This window comes from Micromonospora sp. NPDC049891 (genome assembly GCF_040660295.1).
GTDB lineage: Bacteria > Actinomycetota > Actinomycetes > Mycobacteriales > Micromonosporaceae > Micromonospora.
The window spans coordinates 52558-77068 of record NZ_JBFAML010000008.1 but is presented as its reverse complement, the minus strand read 5'-3'; the positions used below and the strand labels follow the sequence as shown (position 1 = coordinate 77068).

Annotated in this window: 21 protein-coding genes; 12 read left to right on the top strand and 9 right to left on the bottom strand. The window is 72.7% G+C overall.

The features are described 5' to 3' along the window. Positions 1-5: 5 nt before the first annotated feature. Both AB0I71_RS12890 and AB0I71_RS12885 read right to left on the bottom strand, forming a co-directional pair. A complete protein-coding gene (locus tag AB0I71_RS12890) occupies positions 6-905 on the bottom strand; it encodes an ABC transporter permease subunit (protein ID WP_357583981.1) in 900 nt (299 codons plus the stop codon). After that, positions 905-3772 carry an alpha/beta fold hydrolase gene (locus AB0I71_RS12885; RefSeq protein ID WP_357583979.1) on the bottom strand — a complete coding sequence of 956 codons (2868 nt, stop codon included), beginning with the start codon at positions 3770-3772 and terminating at the stop codon, positions 905-907. Before AB0I71_RS12885 ends, AB0I71_RS12890 begins: the two co-directional genes overlap by 1 nt. Before the next feature lie 368 nt (positions 3773-4140). On the opposite strand from AB0I71_RS12885, the gene AB0I71_RS12880 reads away from it, so the two are divergent. From AB0I71_RS12880 to AB0I71_RS12850, 7 genes are read left to right on the top strand one after another with little or no spacing between them, the layout of a single operon-like run. Beyond that, positions 4141-5313, top strand: a complete 1173-nt coding sequence (locus tag AB0I71_RS12880; RefSeq protein WP_357583977.1) for a hypothetical protein — start codon at positions 4141-4143, stop codon at positions 5311-5313. Next, a complete protein-coding gene (locus tag AB0I71_RS12875) occupies positions 5300-7888 on the top strand; it encodes a nitrate- and nitrite sensing domain-containing protein (protein WP_357583975.1) in 2589 nt (862 codons plus the stop codon). Before AB0I71_RS12880 ends, AB0I71_RS12875 begins: the two co-directional genes overlap by 14 nt. Beyond that, complete coding sequence (locus AB0I71_RS12870; RefSeq protein WP_093403345.1) at positions 7885-8355, top strand: roadblock/LC7 domain-containing protein; 471 nt, start codon at positions 7885-7887, stop codon at positions 8353-8355. Before AB0I71_RS12875 ends, AB0I71_RS12870 begins: the two co-directional genes overlap by 4 nt. Continuing rightward, positions 8352-8834, top strand: coding sequence for a DUF742 domain-containing protein (locus AB0I71_RS12865; RefSeq protein ID WP_357583972.1), 483 nt, complete (start codon positions 8352-8354; stop codon positions 8832-8834). The genes AB0I71_RS12870 and AB0I71_RS12865 overlap by 4 nt, the downstream gene beginning before the upstream one ends. Beyond that, positions 8812-9582, top strand: a complete 771-nt coding sequence (locus AB0I71_RS12860; RefSeq protein WP_357583970.1) for an ATP/GTP-binding protein — start codon at positions 8812-8814, stop codon at positions 9580-9582. The genes AB0I71_RS12865 and AB0I71_RS12860 overlap by 23 nt, the downstream gene beginning before the upstream one ends. 42 nt (positions 9583-9624) lie before the next feature. Then, complete coding sequence (locus AB0I71_RS12855; RefSeq protein ID WP_357583968.1) at positions 9625-10146, top strand: hypothetical protein; 522 nt, start codon at positions 9625-9627, stop codon at positions 10144-10146. A gap of 35 nt (positions 10147-10181) precedes the next feature. Continuing rightward, positions 10182-12620 carry an AAA family ATPase gene (locus tag AB0I71_RS12850; protein ID WP_357583966.1) on the top strand — a complete coding sequence of 813 codons (2439 nt, stop codon included), beginning with the start codon at positions 10182-10184 and terminating at the stop codon, positions 12618-12620. A 10-nt stretch (positions 12621-12630) separates the two neighbouring features. Here the strand turns inward: AB0I71_RS12850 and AB0I71_RS12845 are convergent, their stop codons facing one another. The 6 genes from AB0I71_RS12845 to AB0I71_RS12820 all read right to left on the bottom strand — a co-directional run bounded on the left by AB0I71_RS12845 (position 12631) and on the right by AB0I71_RS12820 (position 17880). Then, positions 12631-13137 (bottom strand): GNAT family N-acetyltransferase, encoded by a 507-nt coding sequence (locus AB0I71_RS12845; RefSeq protein ID WP_357583964.1) that lies wholly within the window; start codon positions 13135-13137, stop codon positions 12631-12633. Between the two features lie 103 nt (positions 13138-13240). After that, positions 13241-14143, bottom strand: a complete 903-nt coding sequence (locus tag AB0I71_RS12840; RefSeq protein ID WP_357583962.1) for a hypothetical protein — start codon at positions 14141-14143, stop codon at positions 13241-13243. A gap of 111 nt (positions 14144-14254) precedes the next feature. Beyond that, a complete protein-coding gene (locus AB0I71_RS12835) occupies positions 14255-14761 on the bottom strand; it encodes a DUF3263 domain-containing protein (RefSeq protein WP_357583960.1) in 507 nt (168 codons plus the stop codon). Positions 14762-14931: 170 nt separating this feature from the next. Next, positions 14932-15945 carry an ABC transporter permease subunit gene (locus AB0I71_RS12830; protein WP_357583958.1) on the bottom strand — a complete coding sequence of 338 codons (1014 nt, stop codon included), beginning with the start codon at positions 15943-15945 and terminating at the stop codon, positions 14932-14934. After that, positions 15942-16952 carry an ATP-binding cassette domain-containing protein gene (locus AB0I71_RS12825; RefSeq protein ID WP_357583956.1) on the bottom strand — a complete coding sequence of 337 codons (1011 nt, stop codon included), beginning with the start codon at positions 16950-16952 and terminating at the stop codon, positions 15942-15944. Before AB0I71_RS12825 ends, AB0I71_RS12830 begins: the two co-directional genes overlap by 4 nt. Before the next feature lie 142 nt (positions 16953-17094). Then, complete coding sequence (locus AB0I71_RS12820; protein ID WP_093403331.1) at positions 17095-17880, bottom strand: DeoR/GlpR family DNA-binding transcription regulator; 786 nt, start codon at positions 17878-17880, stop codon at positions 17095-17097. 194 nt (positions 17881-18074) lie between these two features. On the opposite strand from AB0I71_RS12820, the gene AB0I71_RS12815 reads away from it, so the two are divergent. From AB0I71_RS12815 to nagA, 3 genes are all read left to right on the top strand, one after another. Beyond that, positions 18075-19004 (top strand): sugar isomerase, encoded by a 930-nt coding sequence (locus AB0I71_RS12815; RefSeq protein WP_357583953.1) that lies wholly within the window; start codon positions 18075-18077, stop codon positions 19002-19004. A 97-nt stretch (positions 19005-19101) separates the two neighbouring features. Then, positions 19102-20076 carry an ROK family protein gene (locus tag AB0I71_RS12810; RefSeq protein ID WP_357583951.1) on the top strand — a complete coding sequence of 325 codons (975 nt, stop codon included), beginning with the start codon at positions 19102-19104 and terminating at the stop codon, positions 20074-20076. Beyond that, the gene (nagA, locus tag AB0I71_RS12805; protein WP_357583949.1) at positions 20073-21182 is read left to right on the top strand and encodes an N-acetylglucosamine-6-phosphate deacetylase; all 1110 of its coding nucleotides are present in this window, start codon (positions 20073-20075) and stop codon (positions 21180-21182) included. The genes AB0I71_RS12810 and nagA overlap by 4 nt, the downstream gene beginning before the upstream one ends. 12 nt (positions 21183-21194) lie before the next feature. On the opposite strand, the gene AB0I71_RS12800 is transcribed toward nagA, so the two are convergent. Next, entirely contained in the window at positions 21195-22403 is a 1209-nt protein-coding gene (locus tag AB0I71_RS12800) for a DUF4032 domain-containing protein (protein ID WP_357583947.1), read from the bottom strand. A 103-nt stretch (positions 22404-22506) separates the two neighbouring features. Here AB0I71_RS12800 and AB0I71_RS12795 point away from each other — a divergent pair, with 103 nt between their 5' ends. Next, a complete protein-coding gene (locus tag AB0I71_RS12795) occupies positions 22507-23268 on the top strand; it encodes a phosphatase PAP2 family protein (RefSeq protein WP_357583945.1) in 762 nt (253 codons plus the stop codon). A 9-nt stretch (positions 23269-23277) separates the two neighbouring features. Next, positions 23278-24510, top strand: coding sequence for an APC family permease (locus AB0I71_RS12790; RefSeq protein WP_357583943.1), 1233 nt, complete (start codon positions 23278-23280; stop codon positions 24508-24510). Position 24511: the final 1 nt, after the last annotated feature.

Genomic DNA, 24511 nt, shown 5'->3' with positions numbered 1-24511 from the left:
TGCCCTCAGCTGGTGATGTCCTTACGGGTGAAACGCCAGAAGGCCAGGCCCCAGAACACTGTCGCGTAGCAGATGGCCGAGACGGTGCCCCGCACGATGTCGTCGGTCTGCACGGGCGTGGAGAGCAGCCCCAACCACGCGGTGCTGTAGTGGGTCGGCAGGAACGACCGGATCGCGCCGAGCGCGGTGATCTGGTCCAGGATGCTGGAGAGGATCCAGAGCAGCACCGCGCCACCCACCGCGCCGAGCGCCGCGTCGGTGGTCACCGAGAGCAGAAACGCCAGTCCCGCGACCACCAGCAGGACGATCGCCAGGTAGCCGAGCACCGCGAGCAGCCGCAGCAGCCCCTCGCCCGGCTCCAACTGCGCGGCGACCGTGCTGCGCAACGGCGACCAGCCGTAGCGCAGGGTGCCGATGGCCAGCGCCGTGCCGGCGAGCAGCAGCAGCGCCAGCGCCGAGTAGGCGAGCGCGACAAGCAGCTTCACCGTGAGCAGTCGGGCCCGGGGCACCGGGATCGCCAGCAGGTAACGCAGGCTCCCCCAGCTCGCCTCGCTCGCCACCGTGTCACCGCAGAACAGCGCCACCACGACGACCAGCAGGAACGAGGCCGACACGAAGATGGTGAAGAGGGTGAAGTTCAGTCCACCGGAGGTGGCGAGATCGATCAGGCTGCCGAACTCGGCCCCGCCATTGTCGTCGTCGTTGGTGTCGAACTGGAACGCGATCAGGATGATCAGCGGCAGCAGTACCATGAAGCCGAGCGCCAACTGGGTACGCCGGCGCGACGCCTGCCGGCGGAACTCCGCGCCGAACGGCAGCGTCCGGGCGGGCCGGTAGCCGGCCGCCGCACCCGAGGCGGCAACGCTTGTCGTGTCCCGCGTCGGCTCGACAGTCGATCCCGCCATCACCGGTCCCCGCTTCCCCGAGAATTCTCGCCCACCAGGGCGAGGAAGGCGTCCTCCAGGCGGCGCCGGGGCACCACCCGGTCCACTGCGATTCCGGCCCGGACCAGCTCAGCGACCACCTCGCTGCGGGCGGTGCCGTTGGTGTCGACCACCAACTGCCCGTCCGCGTCGTCCAGGACCCGTACGCCACCGAGGCCGTCGAGCACGTCGCGGGCCGCGGTCGGGTCACTCACCTCGAACAGCACGCTCGGCGAGTCACCGACGATTTCCTCGACCGGCCCGGAGGCCACGATCCGGCCCTTGTTCACCACCACGGCGTGGGTGCAGGTCTGCTCCACCTCGGCGAGCAGATGGCTGGAGACCAGCACCGCCCGGCCGTCGGTGGCGTACCGCTGAAGCACCCGACGCATCTCGGCGATCTGCGGCGGGTCCAGCCCGTCGGTCGGTTCGTCGAGCACCAGCAGTTCCGGCAGGCCGAGCATGGCCTGGGCGATGGCCAGCCGCTGCCGCATGCCGTGGCTGTACTTGCGCACCCGCCGGTGCACCGAGGATCCCAGCCCGGCGATCTCCAGTGCCTGCTCGAAGTGGGCGTCGGCCTCCGGCCGACCGGTCGCCCGCCAGTACGCCTTGAGGTTCTCCAGCCCGGACAGGTGCGGCAGGAACCCCGGCCCCTCCACAAGTGCGCCGATCCGCGACAACACCGGCGAGCCGGGCACCAGCCGGTGTCCGAAGACGTAGATCTCCCCCGCCGTCGGCTGGGTCAGCCCCATCAGCACCCGCAGGGTGGTGGTCTTGCCGGCGCCGTTAGGCCCGAGCAGGCCGACCACCTGACCGGGGTGCACCTCGAAGTCCACCTCGGAGACGGCCACGAAGCCGTCGGCGTACTCCTTGCGCAGGTGGCGCACGGCCAGCGGGGTGTCCGCGTAGTCCGGATGGATCGAGGTGTCCTGGCGGCGGTGCCGCAGGCGCAGCACGGCCACGAGCACGACGAGCCCGATCACGATCGCGGCGATCAGCCCGACCAGTACCCAGCGCCAGAGCGCCGCCTCGGTGGGGATCGGGTCGCTGTCGACAGTCGGCAGGCTGACCGGAGTGTCACCGACCGCGACCGCGTAGACGGCCGGCTCGATCGGAGTCGTGTACGCCTGATCCGAGGTGGCCACCACCAGCCGGAGCCGGTGCCCGGCCTCCACCCGGTGCACGATCGCCGGCAGGGTAACGGTGACCGGCGCGGCGGCGTCTACGCTCGCAGGCAGGCCGGTGAGCCGGATCGGCGCGATCAGCCCGCTGGGCAGGGTGGCCGCCCCTTCCGGGTCGACCACGTAGAGCTTGGCGAAGAGGACGGCCTCGCCGCTGCTCGACGCGGCACGCAGCGAGACGGTCGGCGCGCCGACGATGTCGACAGCTTCGGTCAACGGCTCGGACTCGAACCGGGCGTGCTGCCCGGGTATGTCACCGGCCACCCCGCTGAGCAGCGAGCTCAACGAGCCGGCGAACGGTACCGAGGAGATGGCGGCGGGGTTGCCGCCGGGCGGGTTGGCCACCGGCTGGGCCGGGCCGGCCACGGCCACCTCGACGCGGGAGTCGCCGCCGAGACCGGGGTAGTCGTCGGTGCGGTAGCCGGTGGCGACCAGGCCCCGGTCCATCGCGTCGAAGCCGGCGATCCGGCTGAAGGTGAAGGTGTCGCCCGGCGCCGTCCCGGTCCCCGCGACGTAGTGGTCGAGCCACTGCGCGGTCAGGAACTTCACCCGGTCGGAGTCGGTCTGCGGTCCGGAGCCGCCGTCGTGGCCGCCGGTGAACCAGGCGACCCGCACCGGGGTGCCGTTCGCGGCGATGCCCCGGGCGTTGGCATCGGCCTCGCCGAGCGGGAAGAGCGTGTCCGCCGCGCCCTGGACCAGCAGGGTGGGCGCCTCGATCCGGTCCAGCACGCCGGCCGGGCTGGACCGGCGCAGCAGGTCGACGGCGGCCTGGTCGGCCCGGCCGGTGGCGGCGATGCGCAGGTACGCGGCGCAGACGTCGGCGGCGAACCGGCCACAGGAGGGATCGGGCAGACCGCCGACGGTTGGTGCGCCGGGTGCGGTGCCAGGCCCTTGGCCCGGAGCGGGGCTGGGCGGCCCGGCGCCCGGCGCGCCCTCCGGCGTCTCGGCGCCGGTGCCGGAGATCCCGGCCGGGCCGGAGCCGACGTTTCCGCCGCCACCGAAGAAGATCCCGGCCCAGCCCGACTTGAACACACCCTCGGTCGGCTCGTCGCCGGTGCTCTCCGGCAGGAAGGCGCGGGACAGGTCGTTCCAGGTGATCATCGGAACGATCGCGTCGACCCGCTGGTCCTGGGCGGCGAGCAGCAGCGCCAGCGCACCGCCGTAGGAACCGCCGACCACACCCACCCGGGGGTCGCCGGTGGCGTCGGTACGGATCTCCGGTCGCTCGGCGAGCCAGTCCAGCAGCCGCTGGGCATCGCGTACCTCGTGGTCGGGACTGTCCAGGTGGATCTCGCCGCCGCTGCGGCCGAAGCCGCGCGCGGTCCAGGTCAGTACGGCGTACCCCCGGTCGGCCAGGTCCTCGGCGTCGATGCGGACGGACTCCTTGGTGCCGCCGAAGCCGTGAGCGAGCAGCACCGCCGGCACCTCGCGGCCGGCCGAGGCGTCACGCGGAAGATACAACGTGGTGTCCAGGTCGACCGGCTCGTCACCGTCGGGTCCGGACCGGACGGTGAGCATCGCGGACTCGGTACGGAAGCCCGGCCGGTCCGGCCAGACCGCCCACACCACGGCCGCCGCCAGCAGGACAGCAGCCGCCGTGGCGGCGACGGCCCGGCGACCGGTGGGCAGGGCACGTCGGGTCCGTGCGGCCGAGAACGGCGATCTCATTGGGCACACGGTACGGCCCGAAACCTGAGTATTAGCTGAGATCCGCCGTACGTCCGTTCTGGTAGCCCGATCGTCATCCGACGAAGGTCATCCGCACAACGTCCAGTCGGCGAACCTTTGGGACGACTTCGCATCATGGGAATTCCTGCCTTTCATCGGAATCCATACTCAAGTACGCCTATCTCCTACATGAACGGCACCCACCGTGAGCGAATTGATCGCCGTGAGTCACATCGCTCGAAGTGACGCAAAGCTGACGGTTGCAGACCGTCCCAGACCACCAGGCTTCGATTAGTTTTCCGGTCCGGCGCACGGGACCGGCTCGTCGACGCCGTCGGACAACCTGCGCCACGCCGGAGGAGACAACCATGACCGTTCCCGCTCCGCGGGTCCGTCGCCGGCCCCGGACACCGGGCCGGCTGTTGCCGCTGCTACTCGCCACCGCGCTGCTGCTGCCGGTGGCGTTCCTCGTCGTACAGGCACACCAGCTCGTCGACACCGACCGCGACGTCGTCGCGCGGGAACGACTCGGCGTCGAGTACCTCCGCGCCCTCGGTCCGGTGACCGACGCGCTCGTCGACGCGCAGAGCGCCGCCGTCACCGGACGGTCGCTGCGCCGGGACACCCTCGACCAGGCGGTCGAGCGGGCCGCCACGGTCGACGCGCGCATCGGTGGCGAGTTGAGCACCAGCGAGCGGTGGGCCGGGCTCCGCGCGAAGCTGGAGGCCCTGCCCGAGCGCTCACTCACCGACCCGGAGGCCGCCTTCACCGTGTACGGCGAGGTCACCGACCTGCTGCTGGCCCTGCACGGCAAGGCCCGGGAGACCTCCGGCCTGATCCGGGACCCCGGTGTCGACGCGTATTTCCTTCAGGACGGCGTCGGGGAGGAGATGCCGGAGGCGGTGGTGGCCGCCGGCCGGCTCACCGACCTGGCCGTACTGATGAACCGCCGGCCCGCCGCCGAACGGCTCCAGTCGCTCAGCCAGCTGGCCACCCTCCGGGGTGCCGCCCTGCAACCCGCCAACGACCTGGCCAACAACCTGCGGTCGGTGGTGGAGAACACGGAGAGCGCCGACCTCGGCGCGAACGTTCTCACCCCCTTCGACGCCTACCAGCGGGCCGTCGAGACGATGGCCCTGTACTCCCAGCCGGTCGACCGGGCCGGCACTGTCGACACGACCCGGCTCCTCGCGGCCCGCAACGAGGCACAGCAGGCCGCGAAGCAGCTCCAACCGGTCCTCCTCGACGAGATCGACCGGCTGCTGGAGAAGCGACTCGACGGCCTGGACCGGGATCGTCTGCTGATCCTCGGCGCTGGCGGCCTCGCCGCACTGCTGCTTGTCGGTCTCGCGGTGAGCAGCTGGATGTCCCGTCCGAGAGACACTTCGGTCGCGACGGCGGGCGGTGTGACGCCGGCACCGCCGCCGGGTGTCCGGTGGGATCCCGTCGGGTCGCGCCCCGTCGAGCAGCCACCTACGCTCCAGCCGGTGGGACAGCTCCACGAGCCGGATCGGTGGAGGCCCTTCGATGCTGCTCGGTAGGCTCCGGATCCGGGGCAAGCTCACCCTGCTGGTGACCATTCCCCTGGTCTGCATGCTGGGGCTGACGCTGCCAGTGGTCTGGGAACGAACAGGTGTCGCCCAGCGGGCCGGCGACATCGACCAGACAGTCCAGATCGCCAGCCGGGTCGGCACCCTGCTTCAGCACCTGCAGCGGGAACGCATGCTCGCCATCGGTCTCCTGCTCGGCCAGGTCGAGCGCAGCGCCCTGGTGCAGGAGATCGCAGAGGTGGACGACCGGATCGTCGACCTGCGGGTCGACTTCGACGACGACCTTCCAGCCGAGGTGGACACCGCACTCGACGGCATCCAGCAACTGGCCGAGGTACGCACGGCCGTGCTGGCCGGGCAGGCCGCACCGCCACAGGTCATCGGCGCGTACGGGCCGATCCACATTGCCTTGATCGACTCGTTGCGGCTGCCGTACGACGTGGACACCCGGACCCCCGCCGGACGGCAGACGCTGGCCCTGGACAGCATCCTGCGCAAGAGCGAGGGACTCAGCGGCGGCGGTGCCCTGATCGTGCTGGTCGCCGCCTCGCCGAACCCACAGTTCGCCACCGCCTTCGTGGCCAACATGGCCACCCTCCAGTCGGAGAGCAGCAAGATGCTCGGCCTGCTCACCCCGGAGCAGCAGGCGCTTGTGAACATCGAGCAGACCGCGGTGGACGCCCGGACCAGCCCGGAGTTCCTCCAACAGAGCGCCCAGGACCCGGCGGCCGCGGTCGCGGACATCCCCATCCAGGCCCTCTTCCCGACCGTCTCCTCGCTGATCACGCTGGGCCAGTTCGTCGAGAAGAAACTGGTCGCCGACGTGACCGCGGAGGTCCGCGCACAACGGCAGGCGGCGCTCTCCGGGGCGTACTGGGTGACCGGGCTGGTCGCGCTGATCCTGATCGGTGTGGTGCTGCTCGCCCTGGCCATCGGCCGCACGGTGACCGGGCCGCTGACCCGCCTCACCCGCTCCGCCGACCGGGTCGCCCGGGTCGCCGAGTCCGAACTGGTCCGGGTGGCCGACGACGAGACGGACAACGCCCAACCCGTCCGCCTCGATCCGGTCGACGTCCGCGCCCGGGACGAGGTCGGCGACCTGGCCCGGGCCTTCGAACGGGTGCAGAACACGGCCGCGCGGCTGGTGGAGCGGCAGGCGGCGAGCCGACGCAACGTGGCCCAGATGTTCGGCCACGTCGGCCGGCGTACCCAGAACCTGGTCGGTCGGCAGATCGCCCTGATCGACCGGTTGGAGCAGCAGGAAACCGACCCGGGACGGCTGGAGAACCTGTACCGGCTCGACCACATCTCCAGCCGGCTGCGGCGCAACGCCGGCAACCTGGTGGTGCTCTCCGGTGCGGTGGGCGACGTCGCGCACGTCGCGCCGGTGCCGTTGGCCAACGTGGTCCGCCTCGCCCTCGGTGAGATCGAGGACTACACCCGGGTGGACGTCCAGGTGCCCACCGAGGCCGCAGCGGCACCGGCGATCGTCGGCGACCTGGTGCTGGCGCTCGCCGAACTGATGGAGAACGCCACCGTCTTCTCGCCGCCGCAGACCAGGGTGCTGGTCAGCGGCGAACTCACCGAGCACGGCGTACAGCTCACCGTGGTGGACCACGGCATCGGCATGACCGAGGCACGGTTGACCGACGAGAACGCCCGCCTCACCCGGCGGGAACGGCTGGATCTCGTCCCGACCGAGGTGCTGGGGTTGTTCGTGGTGGGTCGGTTGGCCCGCCGGCACCGCTGGGCGGTCGGTCTCTCCGCCACCCCCGGCGGCGGTGTCACCGCCACCCTCCAGATCCCCCGTACGTCACTTGTGGTCGGGACGCCCGAGCCGGCCGGCCCCCCGGTTCCGCCGGTCGGCCGGGCCGCGCCGGTGGCCGCCCTCCCGGCCCGGCACCAGCTTGAGCCGGTGCCACCGGCCGGTGACACCCCGGCGGCGGCCGACCTGGTCGGCCCGGTGCCGGAACCCGCGACGGTGCCGGCCGGGTTCAACCCGACGCTGCTGACGCGGGCCACCGAGAGCATGGAGTTGTCCGAGTCCTGGGACGCCTTCGCCACCGGCCCGGAGGGGGCCGGGAAGACCGGCCCGGAACCGGCCGTGCCGACCGGGATCGACGCGGCGACCGTGACGGTGCCGCAGGTCACGCCGGTGTCGACGGCCCCACCGGCCCCGATGCCCGGGGTCCGGCAGCGGGTGCCGGGGGCCAGCCTGCCGAGGACGGCGCCGAAGGTGGGTCCGGTCGACGCCACGGGAGTCGACCCGAGCGCGGCCCGCGCCGCTGTCGAGGCGTTCGAGTCGGGGGTGCGCCGGGCCGAGCAGAGTCAGGCCGATGCCCTGCCACAGCCGGTCGAGCCGCCGGCTCCCCCGGGGCTGTCCCAGCTGTCCCGCAGGGTGCCCGGCGCCAACCTGATCGCGCAGTTACCGCAGCAACCGCTCACCCAGGACCCGGGCGATCCGGCCGAGGTCCGCGATCGCATCAACGCGTTCGAGACGGGCGTCGCCCGGGCTCTACGCGACGTCCGTAACGACCGCAGCGACAACGAAGGAACGCCACGGTGACCAGCCCGCACGTGCACGAGAACCTCGACCACCAGAGCCATCCGGCCGGTGACCTCAGCCCCGAGGCCCGTACCTTCAACTGGCTGCTGGATTCCTTCACCTCCGGAACCGCGGGGGTGCTGGAGGCGATCGCCGTGTCGTCGGACGGCCTGCTGATGGCCATGTCCGCGATCAAGGACAGGTCCAACGCGGAGCGTCTCGCCGCAGTGGTCTCCGGCATGACCAGCCTGGCCGGCGGGGCCGCCAGTTGGTACGCGTTGGGCGGGCTGAACCGGGTCGTGGTGGACATGGCCGAGGGTTATCTCCTGATCAGCGCGATCAGCAGCGGTTCGGTGCTCGGCGTGGTCGCCGACCGGTCGGCCAACCTGGGTACCGTCGCCTACGAGATGACCCTGTTCGCCGGTCGGGCCGGTGGCGCGCTCACCCCGCGCCTGATCGCCGAACTCAAGAACTCCGTACAGCAATGAATCCCGACGCCGCCGGTGCGGAACAGGAGCCGGTGATCCGCATCCGGCCCTACCTGCGCGAGTCCTCCCCGGCCGGCTCCGCCGGCCCGGCGGGCGCACCGGCGGCGGTCGGATCGGAGCCCGAGGAGGCCGGACCGACCGGACCCCGCCCCTTCGTGCTGACCGCCGGCCGGGTGGCCGGCGCCGACCCCACGATCGGCCTGGAGACCCAGGTGACCGCCCGGCCGGCAACCGAGCCGTGGAGCGTCACGGCCACCCGGTTGAGCCCGGAACTCCAGGCGATCGTGGCGCTCTGCGGTGAGCCGATCTCGGTCGCCGAGATCTCCGCAAAGACCCGGTTGCACTTCGGTGTGACCCGGGTGCTGGTGGGCGACCTGCGCGCCGCCGGCCACCTGGACGTTCACGTGACCGACGCCGACGACGCCCTCGACCCCGACGTCATCCTGCGAGTGATTGATGGACTTCGTGCAATCTCCTGACTGGCCCGCAGCACCACCGGGCGCGCTCGCCGCCAACAGCGCCGCGGCCCGCTACGGCGGTTCCGCGCCGACCCCGCCGTCCATCGGCCGGGCCACCGCGCCACCGCCGCCGACCCACTCCGCCACGGCGCCGCCGCCGTACCGGCCGCCGGCCGCGACGCCAGCCGCCACGGGTACGCCCCGGGCGACGCCGCCGATCCCGGTGAAGATCCTGGTGGCCGGTGGCTTCGGGGTCGGCAAGACCACCACCGTGGGGTCGATCTCGGAGATCGCCCCGCTGACCACCGAGGCGGAGATGACCACCGCCGGGATCGGGGTCGACGACCCTGGTCAGCGCTCCGGGAAGACCACCACCACGGTGGCGATGGACTTCGGATGTGTCACCATCGATCGCAGCCTGAAGCTCTACCTGTTCGGCACACCGGGTCAGACCCGTTTCGGCTTCATGTGGGACGACCTGGCCCGGGGTGCGCTCGGCGCGCTGGTGGTGGTCGACAGCGCCCGGCTCGACGACTGTTACCCGGCGATCGACTTCTTCGAACGGGCGGGACTGCCGTTCGTGGTCGGGGTGAACGCTTTCGACGGGCGGTTGGCGCACGACCTCGGTGCGATCCGGTGGGCTCTGGCGATCGGCGAACATGTACCTCTGGTGCAGTTCGACGCGCGGGACCGGCTCTCGGTCCGGGACGCCCTGCTGGTCGTCCTGGACCGCGCGCTGGACCGGGCCACCCGGGAGAAACGGGCCTGAGCCGACCGGCTCGCAGGCCCCTCGTGGGAAGGGGTGAGGCGGATGAGAGGCGGACTGGACGAGACTCTGGCCCGGATGCGTCGGCGCGAGGAGGCGCTGCGCCGACGGGCCACGGACCCGACCGCGCCGGCCGACGACCAGCCGGGTCCGGAGCCGGACCCGGGCCACGGGTCCGATGCCGGGTGGAGCCGGAGCGACAGCCGCAACGCGGGTCCCGGCTGGGCTGGTGTCCGCGAACCGGCCCACGAGGCGCCGCCACGGCACCCGGTGGAAGACGTTGCCGAGGCGCTGCGCGCCGCCGTCGCGGCGCATCCGGGGGCGTCCGTCGCCGCCCGCGTCGAGCATGACGGGCAGGCGTACGACCTCCGGGTGACCTGGGCCGGCCAGGAGGTCACGGTCAGCGGGCAGCCCGCCGCGCCGCCGCCTTCCTGGCCGCTGTCGGTCAAGACCGTGCCCGGCTGGTCCTCCGCCCAGGACGGGCTGAGCGAGGACCCGGCGGCCCGGTTGGCCGAGCTGATCCGCCGGGATCCGTCGCTGCTCACCGGTGAGGAGCCGGCCGGCTGACCGGACGAGGTGTGACCAGGCGCTAGGGTCGGGCGGTGGGCGAACCCGAGCTGACCCTGATCGCGAGCCTGCGGCCGGCCGCACTGGACGCCCGGCGGGGCATCGTCCGGCTGCACCCGGAGGCGCTCACCGCCCTCGCGCTGCGCCCGGGTGACCCGGTCCGGCTGGCCGGGCGGCGGGTGACCGCCGGCCTCGTCGCGCCGGCCGAAACCACGGCCGGCGCGACCCTGCTGCACGCCGACGACCTGATGCTGGGCAACCTCGGCGTACGTGACGGCGGGCAGGTGCGACTGAGCCCCGCCCCGGTCACCCCGGCCCGTCGGGTGCTGCTCGCCGGGCCGGCCGAGATCGTCGCGGTGGTCTCGCCGGAGATGCTGCGGCTGGCGCTGCTCGGCAAGGTGGTCACCACCGGGGACGACGTCTCCCTGCTGCCTCAGGACGTGCTGCCGGACGCTTCGACCCGCACCCTGGTCGAGGCCGCCCGACGCAGCCTCTCCACCCGGGTCGGCTACGCCTGGACCAGCACCCTGCTGCGGGTGCTGGCCGCCGAACCGGACCCGGGTGCGCTTGTCACCATGGACACCCTGGTGGCCTGGGAGCACGGCCCAGCCACCCACGGCGGCACCGGCGCGGGTGGCCCCGGATTGGGCGGCGGCCGGCTCGCGGGTGGTGGGACCAGCGGCTGGCCGGCCAGTGGTGGAACTGCCGGCGGTTGGCCGGCGGGCACCGGCACTTCCGGCGGTTGGCCGGGTGCGGAGACCGCCGGCGGCTTGCGGACCGCCGGTCCGACGGCGGACGCCGCCGGTGCCGGTGGCAGCCGTACCCGGGTGGGGCTGCCGGGCGGAGACGCCTTGCAGGCCGGTGTGGGGCCGGACACCGACGCGGCCCGGGCCGACGAGTCGAGCGGGCAGGACGTGCCGTCGGTGGACGAGCTGCCGGGCCTGCGCGCCCAGGCCGAGGAGCTGACCGAGCTGCTCGACCTCGGCTTCCACCACCGGGAGGTCCTCAGCCGGCTGGGCACCACGGTGGCGCTGGGGGTGCTGGTGAGCGGGCCGGCCGGCTCGGGCAAGGCGGCGTTGGTCAGGGCGGTGGCCGCCCAGGTCGGTGCCCAGGTGCATCCGCTCTGGGCGCCGGAGATCGCGGCGCTGACAAACGACTCGGCCGCGGCCCGACTCCGGGCGGCGACTGCCGAAACGCTCGCCGACGGGCCGGCCGTGCTGCTGGTCACCGACGTGGAGGCGCTGGCCCCGGCGGAGGCTCCCGGACCGGTGGCGACCGTGTTCCGTCAGTGCGTGGCACAGCTCGTACAGGCCGGAGCGGCGGTGGTCGGCACCAGCAGCCGGCCGGAGGCTGTCGACCCGACCCTGCGCGCCCCGGACCTGCTCTCGTTGCGGATCGACGTGCCGCTGCCCGACGCCACCCTGCGCCGGGAGCAGCTGACCGTGCTGACCCGCCCGGTGCCGCTCGCCGACGACGTACGGCTGGACGAGGTCGCCGCGCGTACCCCCGGTTTCGTCGCCGCCGACCTGGCCGCGCTGGTCCGCGAGGCCGGGGTGCGCGCGGCCCTGCGGCAGAAGTCGGCGCAGACACCCACGGTGCTGATGGCGGACTTCACCGCCGCCCTGGAGGTGGTGCGCCCGACCACCATGGCGACCAGCACCCTCGAACTGGCCCAGGTGACCCTCGACGACGTCGGTGACCTGGTCGAGGTCAAGCAGACCCTCACCGAGTCGGTGCTGTGGCCGCTCACCTACCCGGACACCTTCGCCCGGCTCGGCGTGCAACCGCCTCGTGGGGTGCTGCTCTACGGCCCGCCGGGTTGCGGCAAGACCTACCTGGTGACCGCGCTGGCCGGGACCGGCCGGGCGAACGTGCTGTCGGTCAAGGGCGCGGAGCTGCTGTCCAAGTGGGTCGGCGAGAGCGAACGCGCGGTACGGGAACTGTTCCGCCGGGCCCGGGAGGCCGCCCCGACGCTTGTCTTCCTCGACGAGGTGGACGCTCTCGCCCCGGTACGCGGCCAGGCCACCGACGGCGGCACCACCGACCGGGTGGTCGCCGCCCTGCTGACCGAGCTGGACGGGGTGGAGGCGCTGCGCAACGTGGTGGTGGTCGGCGCGACGAACCGTCCCGACCTGGTCGATCCGGCACTGCTGCGCCCGGGGCGGCTGGAACGGCTGGTCTACGTGCCGCCACCGGACGCCGAGGCCCGGACGGAGATCCTGCGGGCCGCATCACGCAACGTGCCACTCGCCGAGGGCGTCGACCTTCCCGCCCTCGGTGCGGAGTTGGACGGGTTCTCGGCCGCCGACTGCGCGGCGCTGATCCGCGAGGCCGCGCTGGCCGCGATGCGCGAATCGCTCACCGCCTCCACGGTCACCGCCGAGCACGTGGCGACGGCCCGGTCCCGGGTGCGCCCGTCCCTGGACCCGGCCCAGGTCGCCTGGCTCGCCGCGTACGCCGAGCAGCGCGGCTGAGCACGCACGGTCAACAGGGGGCTGCGTCGTCCAGCGAAATCTCGGCGTACACCCGATCGTCGGCCTCCCGCAGCTTCGCGCCGCACCTTTCGAGAACCGACAGCGCGCCGCGATTCTCCGGCGCGGTGTCGGCGACCACGGTCCGTAAGCCGGCCGCCGCCGCCAGGTGCAGCAGTTCGCGTAGCGCGGCCGCGCCGATCCCCTGCCCACGGGCCGACCGGCCGAGCCACATACCGACCTCGGCAACACCGGGCTCGTCCCGCCGGCTCATCCGGATCATCCCGACCACCTCGCCACCGGCCACGATCGCGTACATCGCGCTGCGGGCGGACCCGCCGAGCCCACCGAAGCTGGCCCGGTGGAATTCCCGGAACGCCTCCCGCCGCGCGTGCGACCAGCCGGCCGGTGCCTCCACCGGCGGCATCACGTCGGCCGGCTCCGCCTCGGCCACCGCCACGGAGAGCAACGGTTCGAGGTTCCGCTCGTCCACCGGCTCCAACCGGACCGCACCAGTCACGTGCCGCAGTCTTCCGCGCCCGGCGGCGCACGTCCACCCGGTTGGAGACGACCGGCCCCTCCGGTGGAGCGGACCGACCGGTCGGGTCGAATCGCCTCCCGGGTCACGCTCCGCGATCGTCCGGCCAGCCGAACTCGCAGTAGACGGCGGAGGCGTCGTCGGCCACCTTGTGCCGGCGCCGCCGGTCGGGGTGGTCCCGTTCGGCGGCGCGTACCCGGTCGACAAGTGCGTCCGGACCTTCCATGGCCACCACGTCCAACAGGCCGGACCAGTCGAACAGGCCGAACTCCTCGACCGCGGCGGAGGCACCGTCGGAGAGCAGCACGGCGCGACGCAACGCCTCCGGTCCGTGCCGCGGCACCGTCCCGACAATTGCGTGGTAGGCCGCGTCAGGGTCGGCGGCGGCGACCCAGTAACCGTGGGTACGGTTCATCCGCTCCCGCTGCACGGTGACGGCGCGCCGGAACCGGGTGGTCCAGTCGGTCGACTCGGGCAGCAGTTCGGCGGTCCCGCGCAGGTCGGCCGCTGAGACGGCCAGCCGGTCGTCGATCACCACGTCGACGCGACCGCCGGTGTCGAGCACCAGCGGACTGTCACAGAGCACGAGATAGTCGACCTGGTCGCCACCGTCGCGGAGCAGGCACACCGTGCTCGACGGGGTGCCGGGGTGGTCGAGGTCGCAATGCCCGCCGTGGTCGGAACGGACCGCGAGGATCGCCGCGGCCAGATTGCTGACCAACGTCGCGGCCGGACGCGCGGCCTCCGCCAGGCCGAGTCGGGCGGCGAGGTGCCGGACGTACCACTGCGGCCCGTGTACACAGCCGGTGTCGAAGCCCTCCGGCACGGTCGCGCCGTCCAGCACTCCGACAAGCGACCCGAACCGGAACACCAGGTCCTCGTTGACGGCCCGACCGGGTGGCGGGGCGGAGGCGGATCGTACCCGCATGGTGGGCGGTTGCCCGACCACCGCATCTCGCCGACGCTCGGCCGGGGGCGCCTCGGGCACGCCGGTCTCCGGATGCGCCGTTCGTCCCGGCTGTCTGGGGCCCCCGCCGCTCATCGCCACCTCCCCGCGCCCCGGCTACCCACCTAGGGCCGAAAGACACTCCTTGGCCGGTCAGCGGCGCCGGTTGCGGGCGCGGGAGGCGCGCAGCCGCACCAGGCGGCCCACCAGCACCGGGTCGGCGGCGAGGGCCGCCGGATTGTCCAGCAACGCGTTCAACAGCTGGTAGTAGCGGGTGGCCGACAGCCCGAACCGGTCCCGGATGGCCTGTTCCTTGGCACCGGCGTGCCGCCACCACTGCCGCTCGAAGGCGAGCATGTCCCGCTCCCGCTCGTCGAGCCCGCCAGCCGGGGACGCTTCCCCGCCCGCACCGGCACCCGACCCGACAGGTGATTGCCCGGCATCCGGCGATGCGGTCGGTGGCTCCCCGGCCTCCGCCGCGTCAGGCGATGTCGAAGCGGCGGCCTGCGGGGACGCGGTAGCGGGGGTGCCCGGTGGCGACGCGGCGCCGGAGAGGGTGTCCTGCGACGTCGACTCGACCTCGGGGGCGGATCTCGGCGGTGGCACCGACACGGCGTCCGGACCGGTAGGCGCTGCCGGGGTGGCGTCGGCGGGCTGCATCGTGCTCCTCATCCGGGGGCGGCCGGCACGGCAACGCCAACCTGGCCCATCAGCCTAACGAGGGCCATCACCTGCCGCATCCCGCCGGACGGCGGGCACCGTCGCGGGGCAGAGCCGAAGAGCTGGCAGTGGCGGACCGCCCCGGCGAGGACGGTCCGCCACCGGCCGACTCAGGTGATGTCGCGCCGCCGCATCGTCCACAGCGCCGCGCCGAGGAAGAGCACGATCCCGACGGCGAACAGCACCGACGAGTGCTGCCAGGTGATGTCCAGCGTGGCGGGCTCGCACTCACCGGTGTAGGTGGCGTTGCAGGCCTGCCAGTCCTGAAGCGTGACCGTCTTGGTCATCCAGGCGATGGCGTAGGTGGGCAGCAGCCACGCCTCGGCGAAGCGCACCTGTGCCATGGACAGCAGGATGCCGAGCCCGATCTGGCCGACCACCATCACCGCGATCGCCCCGCCGAGCGCCATCGCGGTGTGCCGGCCGAGCGAGGCCAGGGCGAAGCCCACGGTCGCCGCGACCAGCGCCAGCACGATGCCGCGCAGCCCGGTGATGAGGAACGACTGCCAGGCGCCGGAGGTCATCCCGTCGGTGGTGCCGCGCCAGTTGGCGATCAGCCACATGCTGCCGAACCAGGCCGCCGTGGCGGGCACCGCCAGCGCGAGCAGCCCGGTGAGCAGTGCGCCCAACTTGGTCAGCAGGACGGTCAGCCGCTTCGGCCGCCAGAGCAACAGGTTCATCATCCCGCCGGTGTTCCACTCGGCACCCACGAAGGAGGCACCGACCACGAACCCGACCAGGCCCAGGATCGCGGCGAGCGGGATCAGCATCTCGCCGAAGCTCTTCCGGAATTCGAAGGTCGAGGGCAGGAACCACTGCTCCTCGATCGACTCCCGAGGCGGCGGAGTGATCTCGGCGCAGTCGGCCGGGTAGTAGTCGACGGTCTCACCCGCCGCCTTGGCCCGCTCGCAGTTCGCGCGTTCCTGTTCGGCCCAGCGGACCTGCTCCTGATGCTGCTGGTCGGCGGCCCGCCGCGCCTCGGCGAGCTGGTCCGGGCCGATCTTCTGGTTGGTCAGGAACATGCCCACCGCCACCAGGACCAGCACCAGCAGGCCACCGGCGGTCATCCAGCGGGCGAAGCGCCGCTTGGCCAGCCGGCGCAGTTCGGTACGGAAGAGACTCACGCGCCCCAACCTCCCCCGGCGGGCGCGGACGGCGCCGCCCCGTCGACTCGTACGGACTGGTCGACCTGCCGGTGCTGGCCGGGTACCGGCGCGGTGGCGGTCAGTTCGAGGAAGACGCTCTCCAGGTCGACCGCGATCGGCGCGAGTTCGCTGACGTAGAGGCCCTGCTCGGCCAGGAGTCGGGTGACAGTGGCCGGCTTGTCCACCCCGGCGAGCATCAGGTGGTCGTCGTTCGTGGTGACGCGTACGCCGGCCCGGGTCAGTGCCGTGGCCGCGACCGGAAGGTCGGTGACCGCCTCCAGCCGCACCCGGACCCCGCCGGACGAATGCTGCGCCAGCACCTCGTCGACGGGACCGAAGGCGACCCGCCGGCCCAGCGAGATGATGGTGACCGAGTCGCAGATCAGCTGGATCTCGCCGAGGATGTGGCTGGACAGCACCACGGTCATGCCGGCCTCGGAGAGGTTGCGCATCAGCGTCCGCATCTCCCGGATGCCGCCCGGGTCGAGACCGTTCGCCGGCTCGTCCAGGATCAGCAGCCGCGGATTCTTGAGCAGCGCCGAGGCGACCGCTAGCCGCTGCTTCATGCCGAGCGAGTACGTCTTGACCCGCTCGCCGGCCCGGTCGCGCAGACCGACAAGTTCCAGCACCTCGTCGACCCGCTGCTGGGGCAGGTCACCGGCACCGGCCAGCAGCGACAGCGTGTCCCGCGCGGTGAAGTGCGGGAAGAACTGCGGGCTCTCCACGATCGCGCCGACCTGCGGGGCGACCTGGTCCAGCGTCCCGGGCACCTCGTGCCCGAGGATCGCCATCCGGCCGCCGTCCGGCCGGATCAGGCCGAGCAGCGTACGCAGCGTGGTGGTCTTGCCCGACCCGTTGGGGCCGAGGAAGCCGTGCACCTGGCCCGCCTCGACCCGCATGTCGAAGCCGTCCAGGGCGTTGCGGGTGCCACGGCGTCGGCTTCGGTACGTCTTTCGTAGACCTTCGATCTCCAGGACAGCTGGCAAGCTGCACCTCCCCCGTTGGTGTGTGGGCGACGACGACACCATACGCGGTATGCAGCCGTGGGCAATACCCGGTATGCAGCGCCACGCCGGAACGGGGGATTTCGATACCGTGAGCGTCGACGACGCGACGACGCGTCAGCCCTCAGGCGCAGATGACGTGCACCCCGGCGGCCCGGAAGGCGTCGACCACCTCGGGCGCGGCACCGGAGTCGGTGACAAGCGTCTCGACCCGGTCGACCGGGCAGATCCGGGCGAAGGCGTGACCGCCCAGCTTGGACGAGTCCGCGATGATCACCACCCGCTTGGCCCGCGCCACCATGAGGTTGTTCATCGCCGCCTCACCCTCGTGATGCGCCGCGGCACCGAGCAGCGGATCGATGGCGTCCACCCCGAGCAGCGCCACGTCCAGGGTGACCTCACGCAGCAGCGCCCCACCCAGCGGGCCGACAAGTTCGAAGGATTTCGGCCGGACCACGCCGCCGGCCACCACGACCTTCATCCGGGACCGGACGAGCAGCTCGTTGGCGATGTTCAGCGCGTTGGTCACCACTGTCAACTGGGCACCCTCGGCGTTGGTGTTGAGATCCGGCCGCACGGCCAGCGCCCGGGCCACCTCGGTACTCGTGGTGCCGCCGTTGAGGCCGACCACGGTGCCCGGGGAGACGAGCGCCGCCGCAGCCGCACCGATGCGCTGCTTCTCCGCCGAGTGCTTGGCCGTCTTGTAGCGCAGCGGCAGGTCGTAGGAGACCCCGTTGGCGACCGCGCCACCCCGGGTACGCGTGATCATCTGCTGCTGCGCGAGTTGGTCGAAGTCCCGGCGGATGGTCGCCTGGGAGACGTCCAGCCGTTCGGCGGCCTCCTCGACGGTGACCCGGCCCGAGTCGGTGAGCATTTCGAGCAGGGCGTTCCATCTCGCGTAGCGGTCCACCCCGGGCCTCCCGTGTCTGCACGATCGGTGCTTGGTTGCGTGCACACTAGTGCTCGAAACTACGATGTGGCAAAAACCAGGTCTGCTCGATCGCGCCTACGGTTGCCATTTCCGGTGGGTTTCACGCAGAATGGCGCGCGAAAGACGGGATTAACGAGCCGTAACGCGCAAGGCTCCGCCTGCGAGGAGTTCTCATGGCGTACGTCCACGCGGAGATCGCGAGCCAGCCGGACTGCTGGCGCCAGGCGAGCGAGCTGGCCCCGGCGATGCTCGACCGCCTGCCCCGCCCCGGCGAGCGGGTAGCCGTCGTCGGCTGCGGCACGTCGTGGTTCATGGCCATGGCGTACGCGGCCCGCCGCGAAGCCGCCGGCCAGGGCGAGACCGACGCCTTCCAGGCCAGCGAGTTCCCCGCCGGCCGCCGCTACGACCGGCTGCTGGCGATCACCCGCTCCGGAACCACCACCGAGGTGCTGGACCTGCTCACCGCGCTGCGCGGCCAGACCCCGACCACGGTGCTGGTCGGTGATCCCGGTTCACCCGTGGTGGAGACCGCGGACGCCGCCGTGACCATGCCGTTCGCCGACGAACGCTCAGTGGTGCAGACCCGCTTCGCCACCACCGCGCTGGCGCTGCTCCGCGCCCACCTCGGCGACAACATGACAGCCCTGGTCGCCGACGCGGAGGTCGCCGTCCGGGCCCCGCTGCCGATCGACCCGAGCCTCATCGAACAGGTCACCTTCCTCGGTCGCGGCTGGACCGTCGGACTGGCCCAGGAGGCGGCGCTGAAGTGCCGCGAGGCGGCCACCTTCTGGGCCGAGGCGTACCCCGCGATGGACTACCGGCACGGTCCCATCTCGGTGGCCGCCCCGGGCCGGCTGGTCTGGGCCTTCGGCGAGCTGCCCGACGGGCTGCCCGAGGACGTCGCCGCCACCGGCGCGTCCTTCGCGCACAGCCGCACCCACGGCTACCGCACGGTGCTCGGCCGGTGGGCCGCCGGGCGTACCCCGGTCGACCCGATGGCCGACCTGATCCTGGCCCAGCGCTTCGCCGTCGCCCTCGCCACCAGCCGCGGCCTCGACCCCGACGCACCCCGGCACCTGAGCCGCTCCGTGGTGCTCACGTGATCTCCTCGCCACAGGTGCGGCGGCCAGGAACGTCCACGGCGTCGCGGCGAGGTCCAGGTGGGGTTGTTCCGGTCGCGTCGAGGCGTCAGGTGACGCGGTGGCGGTGAACGGCGGAGAGGTTGCCGTAGCGCTGGACGTGGGTGGCACCGGGATGAAGTGCGCGCTGGTCGGCACCGACGGTGCCGTGCGGCACGCCGAACGGCACCCCACCGACGCCGGGCGCGGTCCCGACGCCGTGGTCGAGACGATCCTGACGGTGGCCGAGGGACTGGCCGGCAAGGCGCGTGCGGACGGTCTCACGCCGACCGCGCTCGGCATCGTGGTGCCGGGCGTCGTGAACGAGACGCGCGGCGTCGCGGTCTGGTCGGCGAACGTCGGCTTCCGGGACGTACCCCTGCGCGACCTGGCGTCGGCGCGGCTCGGCCTGCCCACGGCGCTCGGCCACGACGTGCGCGCCGGTGGTCTCGCCGAGGCCCGGTTGGGCGCCGGCCGCCACGCCGGGCACGTGCTCTTCGTGGCGATCGGCACCGGCATCGCCGCCGCGCACGTGGTGGCCGGCTCGGCCGCCACGGGAGCGCACGGCGCCGCCGGGGAACTCGGTCACATCCTGGTCCGCCCGGACGGGCCGGGCTGCGGTTGCGGACGGCCGGGCTGCCTGGAGGCCGTCGCCTCCGCCTCATCCGTCGCCCGCCGCTACGCCGAACTCACCGGCACGACATCGGACGGTGGGTCCGCCGCCGACGCCGGCCCGGGGCGGACCATGGTGACCGCCGCCGAGGTGGCCGCCCGGGCGGCGGCCGGCGAGCAGGTGGCCACCCGGGTCTGGCGGGAGACGGTCGAGGCGCTGGCCGACGGCCTCGCCACCGGTCAGGCCCTGTTCGACGTGGAGACGATCGTCCTGGGCGGCGGTCTCGCCCAGGCGGGCGCCGGGCTGTTCGACCCGCTGCGCGTCGCGCTGCGGGACCGGCTGACCTTCCACCGGGAGCCGCGACTGGTCCCGGCCGTCCTCGGCGACGAGGCGGGCTGCCTCGGTGCCGCCCTGCTCGCCCTCGACCAGTTGGAGACGCCATGACCGTACGGGTGAACGGCAAGGTGGTGACCCCCGGCGGGGTGATTTCACAGGGTTGCGTCGAGGTACGAGGCGACCGGATCAGTGCGGTCGCCGAGTACCCGTCGGTGCGCGACGGGCACTGGATCGTGCCGGGCTTCGTGGACATCCACAGCCACGGCGGTGGCGGGCACACCTTCACCACCGGCGACGCCGGCCAGGCGCGTGCCGCCGCCGCGTTCCACCTGGGGCACGGCACCACCAGCCTGGTGGCCAGCCTGGTCAGCTCACCGTTCGAGCTGATGCGCTCGGCCACCGCCGCCTTCGCACCGCTGGTCCGCGACGGCGTGCTGGCCGGCATCCACTTCGAGGGGCCGTACCTCTCCGCCGCCCGGTGCGGCGCGCAGAACCCGGAGTTCCTGCGGGACCCCTCCGTCGACGAGCTGACCGAGCTGATCAAGATCGGTGACGGAACGGTCCGGATGGTCACCCTCGCCCCCGAGCGGGCCGGCGCGCTGGAGGCCGTGGAACTGCTCACCCGGCACGGCGTGGTCGCCGCCGTCGGCCACACCGACGGCACGTACGAGCAGACCCGTGCCGCCGTGGCGGCGGGCGCGAGCGTCGGCACCCACCTGTTCAACGGGATGCGCCCGGTGCACCATCGCGAGCCCGGCCCCGTGGTGGCGCTGCTGGGCGCGCCGAACGTGATCTGCGAGCTGGTCGCCGACGGGGTGCACCTGCACGAGGGGACCCTCACCTTCGCCACCTCGACCGCCGGGCCGGAACGGTGCGCGCTGGTCACCGACGCGATGGCCGCCGCCGGGATGCCGGACGGCGAGTACGAGCTGGGCGGCCAGGCGGTGACCGTGAGCGACGGCGTGGCCCGGCTCGCCCGAGACGGGGCGATCGCGGGTAGCACGCTGACCATGGACGCGGCGCTGCGCAGTGCGGTCGCCGCCGGGGTCCCGGTCCCCGACGCGGTACGCATGGCGTCCACCACGCCGGCCCTCGCCGTCGGCCTCGGCGACCAGGTGGGCACCCTCCAGGTCGGGCTCCGCGCCGACCTGGTGGTGCTCGACGACGACCTGGAGATCGTCCGGGTGATGCGGGCCGGCACCTGGGTGGAGTGAGCCGGCAGCAGGTCAGCCCGCGGAGATCTCCACGCCGAGGACGGCCTGCTCGTCGGGGCGGTGCACAAGCACGTCCGACAGGAACGACTGCACCGCGTGACGCATCCCGACGTCCCGTCCAGCCTGCTCGGAGAGCAGCCACTTGTGCTCGATGATCTGGGCGAACAGCTCCTGCGGCTCCAGCTTCCGCCGCAGGTGCGCGGGTACCGCCCGGACCACCGGCTCGAAGACCTCGGTCAGCCACCGGTGCGCGGCCTGCTGCTCGTCGGTCAGGTCGCTCTCCGCCCGGTACGCGTCGAGGTCGTTGAGCAGCTTGCGGGCCTGGTTCTCCTCGGCGTCCAGCCCGGTGAGGCGGAGCAGTCGGCGGTGGTGGTACCCGGCGTCGACCACCTTCGGTCGGATCAGGTACCGGCCGTTGTCGATCGTCGACATGGCCACCTCCGCCACGTCGAAGCCCATCTCGTTGAGCCGACGGATGCGCCCCTCGATGTCGCGTCGGGCCTCCCGCTCGACCTGCTGCTCGTAGGTGATCTCGTGCCAGAGCCGCTCGTAGCGCTGCACCACCTCCTCGCAGACGACCTCGGGTTCGATCGAGTCGTGCAGCAGGCCGGCGGCCTGCAGGTCGAGCGCCTCACCGAAGATGTTGACCCGGGCGATCTCCAGGTCCTCGCCACGCTGGCCGTTGGAGAGCACGCTGCGCAACGCGCCGGTCTCGGCGTCGACCAGGTACGCGGCGAAGGCACCCGCGTCCCGCCGGAAGAGCGTGTTCGACAGCGAGCAGTCACCCCAGAAGAAACCGGTCAGATGCATCCGGACCAGCAGCGCGGCGAGCGCGTCGAGCAGTCGCCCCATCGTCGGTGGCCGCAGCGTGTGTGAGAACAGCGCCCGGTACGGCAGCGAGAACTGGAGGTGGCGGGTGATCAGGACCGGGTCCAGTGGCTCACCGGCGTCGGATTCCCGGTCGGCGACGATCGCCACCGCCTTCACCGACGGGAAGTCGATCCGTTCCAGGGCGCGCAGCAGGTCGTACTCCCGCTCGGCCACCCGCTCGCCGGTCTCCTTGACCGCGTAGACGTGCCCGCCCAACTGCACGAAACGCACCACGTGCCGGGAGATGCCCTGAGGCAGCGCGACCAGGTGTTCGGCCGGCCACTGCTCCAGCGGTGTCGACCAGGGAAGGTCGAGCAGCGCCGGGTCGACGAGGGCCGAGGTGATCCGCACGGCGTCAAGTTTGACGTCTCCTCCGCCGGAACGCCTCCCTACGTGGCTCGGCCCACAGTCACCGCCCTCCGGGAGCACCACGCGGGCCGGTAGCGTGATCGGGGTGCGGGAGACGACATCGGTACGCCGCAGCATCCGGCTGGCACCGGTACGTCCGGCCGGCTGGTGGTTCGATGCAGTACTGCTGGCGGGATTCGTGGCGCTCACCGCCGTGCTCGCCCGGGGTCACCTGCTCGGTCTCGACCTCGCCGTCAGCGAATGGGCCTTCACCCACGACCCGGCTCCGCTGTACTGGACCGCCCGGGTGTTCAACCTGCTCGGCCAGGGCGGCGGGCTGCTGCTGCCGCTCTCCGGTGCGCTGGCCGTGGCGGTGGCCTGGCGTCGCCGGACGATCCGGCCGTTCCTGCTGGTCGCGGCCGCCTTCCTGGTCACCATGGTGACAATCGGTCCACTCAAGCTCTGGACCGACCGGGCGGCACCCACCGCCTCGGTAAAGGAACCGTTCCTGGCCCCTGAGGAGGCCGTGCAGATCTTCAACCACCTGCCGGCCGGCGCCTACTCGATGTCGTACCCGTCGGGGCACGTGGCCAACGCGATCGTCTGGTACGGCGTGATCGCCCTGCTGCTGGTCTCGCTGACCGTCGGGCGGCTGCCGACCCACCTGTACCGGTTGGTTCGTTACGCGCCGCCGGGGATCCTGCTGGTCACCACCACCTACCTCAACTTCCACTGGCTCACCGACGGGTTGGCCGCACTGCTGCTGGGGCTGCTGCTGGACCGGCTGCTGCACCGGGTGCCCTGGGACGACCTGCCGCTACCCGGTCGCCTTCGGCAGTGGGACGGGCCGTTCATCCGGCACCACTAGGCTGCCGCCGTGGACCGACTCGCACGCCGGCTGGGTGTACCGGACGCCGTAGTCATCGGCCTCGGGTCGATGCTCGGCGCGGGCATCTTCGTGGTCTTCGCCCCGGCTGCCGCCGCGGCCGGCGGCACCGGACTGCTCGTCGCCCTGGCCCTGGCCGGGTTCATCGCGTTCTGCAACGCGACAAGTTCCGCCCGGCTGGCCGCCCGCTATCCCGAGTCCGGCGGCACCTACGTCTACGGTCGGGAACGGCTGAACCCGTTCGCCGGATTCCTCGCCGGCTGGGGCTTCGTCATCGGCAAGACGGCCAGTTGCGCGGCGATGGCCCTGACCATCGGCGCGTACCTCTGGCCGGGGCAGGCCCGGCTCGTCGCGGTGCTGGCGGTGGTCGCGGTGACCGCAGTGAACCTGCGCGGCATCGGCAAGACCGCCGCCGCCACCCGGATCCTGGTGCTGCTGGTACTCGCCGTGCTCGCCCTGGTCGCGGTGGCCGGCGCGACAAGCGTCTCGATCGACCGGATCGACCAGCCCGGCGGCCCGACCCGGGGCGTACTGACCGCTGCCGGGCTGCTCTTCTTCGCCTTCGCCGGGTACGCCCGGATCGCCACCCTCGGCGAGGAGGTACGCGACCCGCAGCGCACCATCCCCCGGGCGGTGCCGTTGGCGCTCGGTCTGGTGCTGGTGATCTACCTGATCCTGGGGGTGGTGGCCGTCGGGGTGCTCGGCGCGGACCGGCTGGCCGCCTCCGCCGCGCCCCTGGCCGACGTGGTCGGCGCGGCCGGGCTGCCCGGCCTGGAATGGGTGGTCCGGGCCGGCGCGACGATCGCGGTGACCGGGGTGCTGCTCTCCCTGCTGGCCGGGGTGGGTCGCACCACGCTGGCGATGGCCCGACACCGGGATCTGCCCGCCGGGCTGGCCGCGGTACATCCCCGGTACCGGGTTCCGCACCGGGCGGAACTGGCGGTGGCCGCCGTGGTGATCCTGGTCGTCGTGCTCGGCGACGTGCGGGGGGCGATCGGCTTCTCCGCCTGCACCGTGCTCGTCTACTACGCCATCACCAACGCCGCGGCCCTGACCCTGGGGCGGGAGCCGGAGCGGAAGCTGCCGGTGCAGGCGCTCGCCGTGGCGGGACTTGTCGGCTGCGTACTGCTCGCCGTCAACCTGCCGCTGACCAGCGTGCTCACCGGCTTCGGCGTGCTCGCCCTCGGCGCCGCCTGGTACGCCCTCCGGTCAGCCCGCCCCTGAC

Bases quoted from the DNA above. Each gene is read 5' to 3' on its own strand.
- AB0I71_RS12890 (WP_357583981.1), bottom strand. From the start codon at position 905: ATGGCGGGATCGACTGTCGAGCCGACGCGGGACACGACAAGCGTTGCC.
- AB0I71_RS12885 (WP_357583979.1), bottom strand. From the start codon at position 3,772: ATGAGATCGCCGTTCTCGGCCGCACGGACCCGACGTGCCCTGCCCACC.
- AB0I71_RS12880 (WP_357583977.1), top strand. From the start codon at position 4,141: ATGACCGTTCCCGCTCCGCGGGTCCGTCGCCGGCCCCGGACACCGGGC.
- AB0I71_RS12875 (WP_357583975.1), top strand. From the start codon at position 5,300: ATGCTGCTCGGTAGGCTCCGGATCCGGGGCAAGCTCACCCTGCTGGTG.
- AB0I71_RS12865 (WP_357583972.1), top strand. From the start codon at position 8,352: ATGAATCCCGACGCCGCCGGTGCGGAACAGGAGCCGGTGATCCGCATC.
- AB0I71_RS12860 (WP_357583970.1), top strand. From the start codon at position 8,812: ATGGACTTCGTGCAATCTCCTGACTGGCCCGCAGCACCACCGGGCGCG.
- AB0I71_RS12855 (WP_357583968.1), top strand. From the start codon at position 9,625: ATGAGAGGCGGACTGGACGAGACTCTGGCCCGGATGCGTCGGCGCGAG.
- AB0I71_RS12835 (WP_357583960.1), bottom strand. From the start codon at position 14,761: ATGCAGCCCGCCGACGCCACCCCGGCAGCGCCTACCGGTCCGGACGCC.
- AB0I71_RS12815 (WP_357583953.1), top strand. From the start codon at position 18,075: ATGGCGTACGTCCACGCGGAGATCGCGAGCCAGCCGGACTGCTGGCGC.
- nagA (WP_357583949.1), top strand. From the start codon at position 20,073: ATGACCGTACGGGTGAACGGCAAGGTGGTGACCCCCGGCGGGGTGATT.